This window comes from Aliiroseovarius sp. S2029 (assembly GCF_023195575.1).
GTDB classification, from domain to species: Bacteria; Pseudomonadota; Alphaproteobacteria; order Rhodobacterales; family Rhodobacteraceae; genus Aliiroseovarius; species Aliiroseovarius zhejiangensis.
In genome coordinates this window covers 1-10,672 of sequence record NZ_JALPQE010000013.1, presented here as the reverse complement: position 1 = coordinate 10,672, position 10,672 = coordinate 1, and the positions used below count along the sequence as shown (strand labels likewise).

General features: G+C 63.8%; 13 protein-coding genes and 1 pseudogene. 5 read left to right on the top strand and 9 right to left on the bottom strand.

Annotated elements, in window-relative coordinates; translation table 11 throughout:
- Nucleotides 1-155: 155 nt before the first annotated feature.
- The 8 genes from MUY21_RS15835 to MUY21_RS15805 form a co-directional block, all read right to left on the bottom strand.
- Nucleotides 156-1,345 (bottom strand): IS3 family transposase gene (locus MUY21_RS15835; RefSeq protein WP_248411249.1). Its coding sequence is split into 2 segments (ribosomal slippage): nt 156-1,093 and nt 1,093-1,345, totalling 1,191 coding nucleotides; the frame shifts between segments, so codons are not numbered across the junction.
- 60 nt (nt 1,346-1,405) lie between these two features.
- On the bottom strand, nt 1,406-1,540 hold the full coding sequence (locus MUY21_RS16115) for a hypothetical protein (protein ID WP_282569085.1): 135 nt from the start codon (nt 1,538-1,540) through the stop codon (nt 1,406-1,408).
- A 19-nt stretch (nt 1,541-1,559) separates the two neighbouring features.
- On the bottom strand, nt 1,560-2,102 hold the full coding sequence (locus MUY21_RS15830; RefSeq protein ID WP_248411248.1) for a hypothetical protein: 543 nt from the start codon (nt 2,100-2,102) through the stop codon (nt 1,560-1,562).
- A 31-nt stretch (nt 2,103-2,133) separates the two neighbouring features.
- On the bottom strand, nt 2,134-2,604 hold the full coding sequence (locus MUY21_RS15825; protein ID WP_248411247.1) for a hypothetical protein: 471 nt from the start codon (nt 2,602-2,604) through the stop codon (nt 2,134-2,136).
- Between the two features lie 5 nt (nt 2,605-2,609).
- Nucleotides 2,610-3,161 carry a hypothetical protein gene (locus MUY21_RS15820; protein WP_248411246.1) on the bottom strand — a complete coding sequence of 184 codons (552 nt, stop codon included), beginning with the start codon at nt 3,159-3,161 and terminating at the stop codon, nt 2,610-2,612.
- Entirely contained in the window at nt 3,158-4,567 is a 1,410-nt protein-coding gene (locus tag MUY21_RS15815; RefSeq protein WP_248411245.1) for a VWA domain-containing protein, read from the bottom strand. Before MUY21_RS15815 ends, MUY21_RS15820 begins: the two co-directional genes overlap by 4 nt.
- Nucleotides 4,567-4,926, bottom strand: coding sequence for a hypothetical protein (locus MUY21_RS15810; RefSeq protein WP_248411244.1), 360 nt, complete (start codon nt 4,924-4,926; stop codon nt 4,567-4,569). Before MUY21_RS15810 ends, MUY21_RS15815 begins: the two co-directional genes overlap by 1 nt.
- A 1-nt stretch (nt 4,927) precedes the next feature.
- Nucleotides 4,928-5,410 carry a hypothetical protein gene (locus tag MUY21_RS15805; RefSeq protein ID WP_248411243.1) on the bottom strand — a complete coding sequence of 161 codons (483 nt, stop codon included), beginning with the start codon at nt 5,408-5,410 and terminating at the stop codon, nt 4,928-4,930.
- A gap of 128 nt (nt 5,411-5,538) precedes the next feature.
- On the opposite strand from MUY21_RS15805, the gene MUY21_RS15800 reads away from it, so the two are divergent.
- Genes MUY21_RS15800 through MUY21_RS15780 form a run of 5 tightly spaced genes read left to right on the top strand, consistent with a single transcriptional unit; the run spans nt 5,539 to nt 9,437 of the window.
- Nucleotides 5,539-6,024 carry a hypothetical protein gene (locus MUY21_RS15800; protein ID WP_248411242.1) on the top strand — a complete coding sequence of 162 codons (486 nt, stop codon included), beginning with the start codon at nt 5,539-5,541 and terminating at the stop codon, nt 6,022-6,024.
- A complete protein-coding gene (locus MUY21_RS15795; RefSeq protein ID WP_248411241.1) occupies nt 6,021-7,355 on the top strand; it encodes a HAMP domain-containing sensor histidine kinase in 1,335 nt (444 codons plus the stop codon). Before MUY21_RS15800 ends, MUY21_RS15795 begins: the two co-directional genes overlap by 4 nt.
- Nucleotides 7,352-8,314: a response regulator gene (locus tag MUY21_RS15790; RefSeq protein WP_248411240.1), complete on the top strand. Its 963-nt coding sequence runs from the start codon at nt 7,352-7,354 to the stop codon at nt 8,312-8,314. Before MUY21_RS15795 ends, MUY21_RS15790 begins: the two co-directional genes overlap by 4 nt.
- A 51-nt stretch (nt 8,315-8,365) precedes the next feature.
- Complete coding sequence (locus MUY21_RS15785) at nt 8,366-8,836, top strand: hypothetical protein (RefSeq protein WP_248411239.1); 471 nt, start codon at nt 8,366-8,368, stop codon at nt 8,834-8,836.
- Nucleotides 8,837-8,870: 34 nt separating this feature from the next.
- On the top strand, nt 8,871-9,437 hold the full coding sequence (locus MUY21_RS15780) for a hypothetical protein (RefSeq protein ID WP_248411238.1): 567 nt from the start codon (nt 8,871-8,873) through the stop codon (nt 9,435-9,437).
- 79 nt (nt 9,438-9,516) lie between these two features.
- Here the strand turns inward: MUY21_RS15780 and MUY21_RS15775 are convergent.
- Nucleotides 9,517-10,560, bottom strand: a pseudogene (locus tag MUY21_RS15775) (type IV secretory system conjugative DNA transfer family protein); the annotation flags it as partial.
- Nucleotides 10,561-10,672 lie beyond the last annotated feature (112 nt).

The following is a 10,672-nucleotide window of genomic DNA, read 5'->3' as shown; positions in this document are numbered from 1 at the left end:
TGAAGACCCTCAAACGCGCCATGTACGGCCGAGCCGGTCCAGAATTGTTGCGGGCGAGAATGCTACCGTTCCACCACACAGATTGAGGCAGAGCCGCTAAAGGTGAGACGGGGCTCACAGGGCTGGTCGATCAGTGGTGACCTGCCACTGAACATTCATCCAGCGGCGATATGAGCCTGAAGGGTGTTTACGCCGATTGGCGCGGGTTGAGCAATCGCCCGTCGCGCGGAGCTTTCATCTCGCGCAGCGGGGCGGGCGATTGCGTGGTTTAGAGTTCGGGCATATTCCGCAGGCGTGCGGTAATCCAACGCGGAATGTGGGCGCTCCGTATTGTAATCGGCGGCCCATGCAGCGATCACCGTGCGGGTGTGTGCCAGATTGCGGGACATCGTCTCGTTCAATAGCTCGTCTCGCATGCGGCCATTAAAGCTTTCCACAAATCCATTCTGCATTGGCTTTCCCGGCGCGATATAGTGCCATTCGATGTGGTTCTCGGAGCACCACCGTAGGATAGCATTAGAAGTTAGTTCGGTCCCATTGTCGCTGACAATCATCCCGGGCTTTCCCCGCCGTTCGATAAGGGCTGTCAGTTCGCGCGCCACGCGACGCCCCGAGATCGAGGTGTCAGGTATTGCAGCCAGGCATTCCCGCGTCACATCATCAACGACATTCAGCACGCGAAACCGTTGGCCATTGGCGAACTGGTCATGAACGAAATCCAATGACCAGCGTGCGTTTGGCCGCGCTTCGACCAGGATCGGTGCCCGCGTCCCAATCGCTTTGCGGCGGGCTTTGCGTTTACGGACCGTTAACCCCTCTTCGCGGTAGAGCCGATAAATCCGGTTGATGCCCGATGGCTCTCCTTCACGGCGCAACAATACGAACAGGCGGCGATAGCCAAACCGCCTCCGTTCGTTTGCCAGTTCTCGCAACCGACCACGCAAGGCCGTATCCGGCGCACGCTGCGCAACATACCGGACCATCTTACGATCCGCGCCTGCAATCCGACACGCCCGCCGCTCCGAGAACCCGAACTGGCTTCTCAGCTGCGCGACAGCCTCGCGCTTCCCAGCGGGCGTCACCACTTTTTTGAAACCAACTCGCGCATCGCTGCCAGATCTAGCATCTGTTCAGCCAGCAACTTCTTCAGCTTGGCATTCTCGTCTTCGAGTGTCTTCAGCCGCTTGGCTTCGGACACTGTCATCCCGCCGAATTTGGCCTTCCAGTTGTAAAAAGTGCCTTCGGCCATGCCGTGCTTGCGGCAAAGGTCGGCACATTTTGCGCCGGCCTCATGCTCAGTCAAAATGCCGATGATCTGTTCGTCCGTAAATCGTGTGCGCTTCATTGTCTGTCCTCAGTTTGGGTCAGACTCTAATCGATGCTGGAGGAAAAATCCCGTGGCAGGTCAGGCCCAGACGGGGATGGTCCGTTCCGCGCCCGAGATCATCACGGTTATCTCGCCCGAACTTTGGGCCCGACCGAAGGTGGCGAAAAGGCCGGCCGCGAGGGCTGTGCCGATGAAAAGGGGGCTGATTTGCATCAAGTGGCTCCGTTGCCGATCATTGGTCGTCTTGGGAAAACACGTGTCGCCCCAGCCAGTCGTTGATCTCGTTGGCGATCCTGCCCGGTCCATCGCCGGATACGCCCCAGCCCGACAGCGCAATCCGTGTCGCCGGACGTGTGTTGCGGAACACAAGCATGACCTTCGAGGTCGCCCGCTCCTCGGCGGAGGTATGAGTGCGCTCGAGTTCGGCGCTGTCCAGCGCATCCAGAGGATAGGTGTCCGATCGCGCGCGAAACCGCGAGTCGCGTCTGACCGTCACCAGCCCGCTCGGCTTGTCGAGCGTCAGAACCGTGCGCTCGGACAGGGAGGCGTGGCCAAGGTAAAATGCGCCGTTGAGGCCCACCAGCAGGATCAGCCCGGTCATCACCTCGCCGCCCAGAAGATGTGCCAGCCCGAAAATTGTGACCGGAACCACCGGCAGCATCACGAACCACAGAATGAAACGGGGAATGGCAAGTTCGATCTCGAACCGCTCGGGGGTGTTCAGCCGCGCCATCATGGCCGAGGCTCTCCCGTTCTCGACAGCCAAGAAGAGCATGAAGCAGCCATCACGAGCAAATCCGGCAGGTTCAAGGCATCCCTAGGTCTGTGTCGATCCAGCCCTCCACGAAATTGCATGTTGTCGGCGCATCGCTGCGGCAGAGGGAGGCGACGAATTTGGCTTTCATCCGGCCAGCACCATCGAGCTCGAGCCGTTCGAGCATGAGCTTGGGCGGGTACGACGCCCCTTCGCTTTGCCAGGCCGGTCCGGTCGCACCGTCGGGACGGATGTCGATGGTAATGCCCGCCGGTGCCGTGTCTACCGAAGGCTTCCCTTCGAAAATCAGGTTGATGTGAAAATCCCCGTCCCCCATGGCGTTGATGTCGATCATGGTCAGCGGACCGATATCGCTGACCTGTGCCATGGTGGCACCGTCCTCCATCCGCAGCACCTCCCACGTCAGGTCGGCGCCATCCAGATAGGCCGTCACGGTACCGACCGGGTCGAGTGCGAACGCCGGCGTGGCGGCGACGCAAAATCCAAGGAAAAGCTGTCTCAACAAGATCACCTCCGGCTCAGGCTGACTTCGCGGGCGCCTCTGCCCGAATTCCATTTCGTCCCCATCGCCTCGGTTTCGGAAAAGAAGCTGATGACGCCGTCTGCACGCCGCGCGCCGCTGCCGATGTGCCAGGAAAATTGCGGCGCAAGGCCGATGTCGCAGCCAAGCACGAAGGCCCATTCGGCCACGTCCGGCTTGATCGCGAACATGCTGGGGTCCATCGGCGCGCCCTTGACGAAATCATAGCGCAACTCCCTGTTGCCACCCCGTACCGGGACGAGTTCGGTCTGCATCCCGTCAGCGGCGATGTAGAGCCTGTTGCGCATCCGGTCGTAGACGATCTCGAGAGCGTTCCTGTGAACGCCCATTGTGGCTCCGATGCCCACGGCAGTTTCGGTCCAACTGCCTTCCAGCAACGGTCCGATGCGCCGCAGATCGAGCTTGTCCGCGCCCCGCGGTGCTTCAGAGCAGATCTCGTTTGGGATGGCGCCGTTTTGTTGGGAGACAGCCGGGCTGGCAGTGAGGATGAGCAGCGCGAAAAGGACGGTGCGGATCATTCGGTTGCTCCTACGGTGACGGGCGCGCGTGCGATGATGCGGCCGGAGGCGCCGACCCGGTAGCGCAGTTCATAGGTGCCGGCGGCGTCGGGCGCCTTGAGCTTTGCAGGAGATCCCCATCGCGTCAGGGTTGCCCTGATACGGGCATCGTCGGGCGAGCCGGTTTCCGCCAGCACGATCTCGTCCTTCGGGCCGGCGGGCCCGGTCCAGGCGACCTCGAACCTTTCGCCGGGGGGGGCTGTGTCCGGCGGCGAGATGCTGGCCTCGGTCGCAGTCAGGGTGATCGGGCGAGTGGCGAGGATGCGCTGTGGCCGGTTCTGTTCGTAACGCAGTTCGTAGGGGCCGGTCTCGTCGGGCAGGCGCAGCGTCACGGGGTTGCCGTTCCGGGTCAGCGTCACCGCGAATGTTTCTCCCGCCGCTGCACCGGGGCTGACCAGCGTGATCCGGTCGCCCTCGGCATCGGGGCCGGACCAGCCGATTTCGAGCGCACCGCCAGCCGGGGCGGTTTCGGGGGCCTCGAGCGATGCCTCGGGGCGATCCTCGGTCAAGGGTACGGCCACGCGCTGAACTATGTCAGGCCGGACGGTCAGGGCCATCTTGCCGGTGTAGCCGGGTGCGGTTGCAGCGACGCTGTATTCCCCCGGGGGCAGGACGATGTCGAAAGGATCGCTCTTTTCGCCTTCCGCGACGACCGCGCCAGTCTCGTCCGCGATCTGCCAGTCGGCTGCGCCCAGCGGCGCTCCGGTTTCGGCAGAGACAGCATGAAGCGACATTACTACCGTGACCGCGACGGGTTCGGCGGACGTCACCTGCGCAAGTGCAGCGGCCAGTTCAGCCCCGGTCGCGGCTTCAAGCAACAGTCCGCCTGTTCGTTCGGGCAGGCAGGACAGGGCGCCAACCTCGCCCGGCGCCATGCCGAACCCCACGACATGCGCGCGCAGAGCGATGCCCTCGCTTGCGAATTGGGTGGCCAGCGCGCAGGGATCGCCGCCGCAAGTCTCCAGCCCGTCGGTGATCAGCACGATATCGGCGGCCTCGGCGGTGTCGGGGATCTGGTCACGCGCCACCCGCAGCGCATCGGTGAGCGGCGTCATGCCCTGGGGGATCAGCCCGACAATCCGGTTGGCCTGGCCCGCGCCGATATGGCGGCCCATCGGCGTGACCACCTCGATATCTCCGCAATCGCCACGCCGGTTGTGACCATAGGCCACGATCGCATAGGGCGCGTCGGGATCGCGGTCGACGAAGTAGTTTCCCATGACATCGCGCGCCACTTCGATCCGGCTCAGATCGCCTTCGAGCCGGTTCCACATCGAGCCCGAGGCGTCGAAGACGATCACGGTGACAGGATCAGCCGCCAGCGGAGTGGCAGCGCAGAGGGCGGCGGTGAAGATTGCGTTCCGCATCAGTCGAGCCTCGGCCGCAGGTTCGGGCAGGGCGCATAGCGTTCCGCCCAGCCGTTGCCGATCACGATCAGATCGCCGCCCATGCGCGTCATCAGCAGGGTGCGTTCGCGCCACTCCTGTCCCTCGCCCCGGCAGTCGGCCCAGTAAAGCGTGGCGTTTTCCCAGCCTTCGACGGTTTGCGGGTCGGTCAGGCGGCAGCTCGATTCAAAATAGACGATCCGGTCGCCCTTCAACGTCACGCGCTGGTCGCTGATCGGCGCGGCGCAGTCGAACCCGTCATAGACGCCACCCGCGGGGGCTGCTGCCACGGGGGCCACGGGGGCGGCAAGCATGATCATCGCAACGGCATTCGCGCGCATGTCAGTTCACCTGCTCCAGCCGTGTGTCGAAGCTGAAGGTCACGGGGCGCGTTTGCGCGTCTGGGCCGCCGCTGATATCGCCGGTCACGGTGCCAGTGAGGCTCACGATCCCATCCGCCGCAGAAAAATCCGCCAGGTCCAGCGTCAGGCTGTCCTGATCGCCCCGCCAGTTGCGCCCCATGTCACGCGCGAAGACGATGTCGAGCGTCACCTCCTGCGGCGCGGGCAATTCGCCATTGAACGCCAGCGTCAGCATGAACGGCCCCTGATCGCCCTCTGTCTGTGCGGCGGCAAAAGATGCGTCGGCGTAAGTGCCGATGATCCTCGCTGCCGAAAGATCGGACGAGATCGACAGTTCCAGCGGCTGCTCCCCGAAACTGCCGATGACCTGGCCGCCCGGCTCCTCGGCAGTGGCGGTGGTCGCCAGAAGGCAGGAGAGAGCGCAAATTCCGATCGCGCGGCGCATGGAAGCGTTTATGAACATGTAACGTTCTCCTTGTTGAGCCGCAGGATATGCACTCGCGCAGCTTCGCGCCCCGTCCGTTTGAATGGGGTGCCGGGGAAAAAATATGTGCTAGCATCCATCCAGGCCTCATTATTCACGCGATTCTCATGACGTTTACGCATCGCCTCTATTCATGCCTTCTCGTGCTGGCGATGATCGCTCTTGCCGCGCCGAAAGCGATTGCGGAAAGCCCGCTGTTGACGCTGACGGGTGCGGTGGATGGCGGGCAGGTGGAGATATCGCGCTCCGATCTGGATGCGTTGGAGTGGCACGAGATCGCGACCTCGACGACCGTCACCGACGGACGACCGCTCTTCAGAGGGGTCCTGATGCGTGACATCCTGGCGCTGGCCGAAGCGCGGGGCGAGATGGTGACCGCGCGTGCGCTGAACGACTACGTCATCGACATTCCTGTCGGCGACTTCCACAAATTTGACGTGATCGCGGCGCTCTACATGGACGGGACCGCCCTGACACCGCGCGACAAGGGGCCGATCTGGATCGTCTATCCACGCGACGATCACGGGGTGTTGGCCGACATCCGCTATGACATGAGATGGGTTTGGCAACTCGTCGCACTGCATGTGCAATGACGCGCTTCTCGGGTCCGCTGCGCTATGGCGGTCTTGCCGCGCTGATCGTTGGCTGCATCGGGCTTCTTCTGATCTCTGCGGTCAACATCGTCCGGATCGAGCGGCAGATGCAGATCTCCGCAACCGAGAACATGACCTGGATTTTCGGGCAGACCCAGATCGAGGCGCTGAACCTTGCCGCGGCTCTGTCGAACGACGCAGAACCAACCGAGGTCCAGCTTCGCTTCGATCTTCTGGTGTCGCGGCTGAACCTCCTGCGCGACGGACCACAATGGCGGTTCCTCAGCGAGGCGGGACTGGCCGAGGGCCTGATGGGTTGGCGCGACGGGTTGCTGGCCCTCGATCCGGCCGAGGGCGGCGACCGCGCGGCGCTGGCAGCGCATGTGGCGGCACTGTCGACGGCCTTGCGGGGCAAGGCAAGCCGGGTGATGTCGCGCGAGTGGCAGCTCCAGTCCGAACGCCTGGACAGTTTGGGCCGATTGCACCTGCTGGCGCTCGGAACCATCTTGGGAGCCTTGATTTCTGGAGCAGTGCTGGCGGCACTCCTCATCGATCGCGAAAGACGGCTGATCCGGTCCAAGATGGACCGGCTGCGCGCCGAGCGACTGGAGCGTGATCTCAACCAGGAAAGGCAGACCTCCGAAGGCTACCGGCGCTTCAGCGACCTGATCGCGCATCAGGTACGCACGCCGCTCGCCGTGATCGACAGCGCGATGCATCGGCTGTCGCGGCCGGGTAAGCCGCCGTCGCCCGAGATCATTCGCGCCAAGGCGGAGGTCTCCCGCGAGGCGGTGGCGCGCCTTGTCCGGCTGACCGACACCGCACTTCTCATGGCGCGGGTCGATCGGGGTACTGTCGCACCAGAACTGGCGTGCCATGACCTGGACAGGATCGCGGCTGCCGCCATCGAAGACCTACACGGCTCGGTCAGACCGCTGGACATCGACCGGGTGATCCTCGGCAGCGGCAACCGGCAGGTCCCCGCAATCTGCGACCCGGTCCTCACTGGCGAGATTCTCGCAAACCTGCTGCGAAACGCCTTGCTCTACTCTTCGCCCGACAGCGAGATCGACGTCAGGCCAATGCTTGGCGGCGAAATGGCCATCTGCGACATCAGTGACAGAGGCCCGGGGATGACGCCGGAAGAACTGGCTGGCGCCTTCGAGGACTTCGCGCGCGGGGCACGTCATCGCGATCTGCCAGGTTCGGGTCTGGGGCTGCCACTCGCCCGCCATCTCGCGCGGCTCCAGGGCGGCGACGTGACCCTTGCCCCGCGCGCCGGCGGCGGGCTGGTCGCGCGGCTGACCCTTCCTGGCGCGGTGACGGCATGAGCGCCCCCCTGATCCTGTGCATCGAAGACGAGCCTTCGCTGCGAGACGATATCGCCGCCGAACTGGGCGAGGCGGGCTATGAGGTCATCCAGGCGGCTGATGCCCGCGACGCTCTCGAACGGCTCGACGACCGGCGCCCCGATCTCATCCTTTGCGATATTGTCATGCCAGGAATGAACGGCCGCGCCTTGTTGGCCCATTTACGGTCCGCCCGGCCCGAGCTGAATGGTATCCCCTTCGTGTTCCTGACCGCCCTTTCGTCGCGCGAGCAGATGATCGAGGGCCGCAGGGCGGGGGCCGACGATTATCTCACCAAGCCAATTGACTACGATCTTTTGCGGGCGATGATCGCGGCCCGTCTCGACCAGGTGGCCCGCCTACGGTCTGCGGGCGGGCGTGAGGCGGAAACAGACGCGTTGGACCGCCTGACGGTCGGGGTCGTGCTGCTGGACGCGGAAGGCAGCGTGCGACATGCCAATCGCGCGGCACGGGACCTGGCACGGGTTGCCGGCATCACACTTGAGCCGCGTGTGGCCGGGACGGGCGAGGGCGGCCGCAGGTTGACCGCGCTGATCGCGCGGATCCTGTCAGGCAGCGAAGGCGGCGCTGCCTTGTGGCTGGAGGATCATGCGCGCCGCGTGATGGTGCTGGGCCGTCCGTTTGGTGCGGGCCCGACGCGGGACGCCGTCGCAATGCTCACGCTCAGCGATCCCGACCGCCAAGAAGCGCTCGACCCTGCGGTGCTGCGGCAGCTGTTCGATCTGACGCCGACCGAGGCAAACGTCGCCCGCCTTGTCGCCGAAGGGCTGCGGCGCGATCAGGTCGCTGCACGGTTGGGCGTCTCGCCCAACACCGTCGCCTTTCACCTGCGCAACGTCTTCGACAAGACCGGTACCCGCCGCCAGGCCGATCTGATGGCCCTGATCCTGTCGATGCCGATGACGTGGAGCGATCCATGATCGGCGCGCTGAAACCGGCTGAAACCCGATGACACCGAGGAGACATCCAGAATGAGAACAAAATTGATTCCACTTGCCTTTTTCGTTGCGTGCATTGCACCCCCCGCTCTCGCCGAAACGGCGAGGGAACGCACCGTCGCCGCGATCGAGGCAGCCGGCTGTGTCGTCGACGGCTCCAACGTCAACGATGTTCTGGACGGCCTCGGGTTGAGCGACGCGGAATTCCGCGTAATCGGGGAGGGACTTGTAGCCGACGGTCTGGCCGATGTGTCCCAAATGGGAGTCTTTCGGTTGACGACCCCCGGCTGCACCATAGCCGGAGCAACTCCCACCGAACGCACCGTCGCCACGATTGAGGCCGCCGGCTGCACCGTGGACCGCTCGAACATCAACGAGATACTCGACGGATTGGGACTGGCCGACGAAGAGTTCCGCGAGATCGGCGAGGCGCTGATGGCCGAAGGACGGGCGGAGCTGTCGGATACAGGCGCGTTCCGGCTGACCACCGCTGGCTGCCGGTGAAGGCAAAAGGGCGTCGAATATGAAAGGATATCACATGAGGGCTGGTGCAGTATTCGTCGTGGCCTTGCTAGCCTCACCTGCAGCCGCCGAAGAGCAACCGCTCTGCGGAACCTCCGGTCAGGAAGACTGGCCGCGCATCCAGGAGATTTTCACCGGCGACTGGCTGATCGAGCATCAGGCGGGCTATGCCGCGATGGGCGGCATGATCCTGCCATTTCCCGGCGATGGCGAGGTCGAGACCATCACCATCTGGCAATTGGGCGACACGCTTCAGGCGACCCATCCCGAGCAGCAGGCGCCGCTGGTCCTGAGGCTTGCGGAGGAGCCCCGATGGACTGTCGACACCGACAACCCCTCGATCCCCGAGCCGTTGTTGAGCCCCGATGAGGTCGCGTTGACGGCGGGTTGCTCGCAACTCGACCTGCCAAGGCTGATCGGAACCACCACTGCAGTCGTCGACGGCGTCCAGATGAACTTCACCTACCGCATGATGGCGATGGACTGGTCGACGCTTTATGGCATCATGGAGATCGACTCGATCGTCCACGGCACCCCGGTCGAGGCCCGTCGCGTGGTGTGGATGCGCGCCACCGGAGGCTGAGCCGGGATTTCATTCCCGTCCGCTTGTCGCTGCCCGATAGCCTTCCAGTTCCACAAGAAGACGTAGACAGTTCCAGTTTTTATGAATGCTCCGCAATAATCGCCTTCGTCGTCTGAACTGCCGCGGCAAGCGCAACCCTATCCCGCTCCTTGAGCCCCAGCACCACCGGATCAAACGACAACGGCACTGGCCCACCTCCACTAGCTCCCGCGCGAGCTGCTGGACCCCGCGCACGATTTGGTCGCGAAGGCGTGGAACTCTGCGTATTCGATGCGGGCATCTCCGCCGTTGCCGGTGAGGTCGCTACCCCAGAACCATTTGCGCCTGCGGCCGCCCGCACTTCCTGCAGCTCTTGCTTCAGCTTCTCGACCGTCTCGCGAGTCTCGGACATCTGTCGGTCCTGCCGAAGGCCGTCCTCGTCCGGATATGGGAAGCTTCCCGCCTGACCCGCATGCAGCACCTTCAGAGCCGGGTCCTCGAAATACTTCACCCTTCTAGCCCGGATCGGCATTCGCGCGTCGATCACAAGGATGACCTCGTCGAGGTCCATGCGTCGGGCCTCATCCTCGGTCAGAAGCGGGGTATCTTCTGTCCTCTCCGAAACGCTGCGCCCCTCGAATGGATTGCGCCCGACCGCGCGTGACCGGGTCACCACGCGCTTGGTGGTCTTGCCGACGGCCTGGCTCAACTCCTCGATTGTCTTCTGCTCGGATGGGGTGAGGTAGAGCTTCACGCCGGCGCCACCCTGCAGCGACCGGCGGGTGTTTTCGCCATAGATCTCATCGAGCGCGGGGATGGTCTGGGTCACGATCGCGAGGTTGCCGCCGAACGAGCGCAGCGTCTTGATGCTCTCGGCGACGATCGGCATCTTCCCGAGCCGGTCGAACTCGTCGAGCATGATCATGACCGGCCAAGGTTCGTCATCGCCAGGTTCCTGTGCTTGCAGCGAAGCGATCAGGTCCGAGAAAAAGAGACGGATCAGCGGGGCAAGCGGGCGGATCATCTCGGATTCGACCACAAGATAGATCGCATATGGGCGGCGGCGGATATCCCGGAAGGAGAAGTCAGAGGTCGCGGTGGCCGCGTCGATCGCGCGGTTGTCCCAAGTGTCGAGGCCCGATGTCGCGTAGTCCTTAATTGGGCTCTGCCTCAATCTGTGTGGTGGAACGGTAGCATTCTCGCCCGCAACAATTCTGGACCGGCTCGGCCGTACATGGCGCGTTTGAGGGTCTTCA

What these genes read in the sequence shown, in the direction of transcription:
- MUY21_RS15795 (WP_248411241.1), top strand. Translation starts at nt 6,021, where the DNA reads ATGACGCGCTTCTCGGGTCCGCTGCGCTATGGCGGTCTTGCCGCGCTG.
- MUY21_RS15830 (WP_248411248.1), bottom strand. Translation starts at nt 2,102, where the DNA reads ATGCTCTTCTTGGCTGTCGAGAACGGGAGAGCCTCGGCCATGATGGCG.
- MUY21_RS15785 (WP_248411239.1), top strand. Translation starts at nt 8,366, where the DNA reads ATGAGAACAAAATTGATTCCACTTGCCTTTTTCGTTGCGTGCATTGCA.
- MUY21_RS15815 (WP_248411245.1), bottom strand. Translation starts at nt 4,567, where the DNA reads ATGCGGAACGCAATCTTCACCGCCGCCCTCTGCGCTGCCACTCCGCTG.
- MUY21_RS15805 (WP_248411243.1), bottom strand. Translation starts at nt 5,410, where the DNA reads ATGTTCATAAACGCTTCCATGCGCCGCGCGATCGGAATTTGCGCTCTC.
- MUY21_RS15780 (WP_248411238.1), top strand. Translation starts at nt 8,871, where the DNA reads ATGAGGGCTGGTGCAGTATTCGTCGTGGCCTTGCTAGCCTCACCTGCA.
- MUY21_RS16115 (WP_282569085.1), bottom strand. Translation starts at nt 1,540, where the DNA reads ATGCAAATCAGCCCCCTTTTCATCGGCACAGCCCTCGCGGCCGGCCTT.
- MUY21_RS15790 (WP_248411240.1), top strand. Translation starts at nt 7,352, where the DNA reads ATGAGCGCCCCCCTGATCCTGTGCATCGAAGACGAGCCTTCGCTGCGA.
- MUY21_RS15810 (WP_248411244.1), bottom strand. Translation starts at nt 4,926, where the DNA reads ATGCGCGCGAATGCCGTTGCGATGATCATGCTTGCCGCCCCCGTGGCC.
- MUY21_RS15800 (WP_248411242.1), top strand. Translation starts at nt 5,539, where the DNA reads ATGACGTTTACGCATCGCCTCTATTCATGCCTTCTCGTGCTGGCGATG.
- MUY21_RS15820 (WP_248411246.1), bottom strand. Translation starts at nt 3,161, where the DNA reads ATGATCCGCACCGTCCTTTTCGCGCTGCTCATCCTCACTGCCAGCCCG.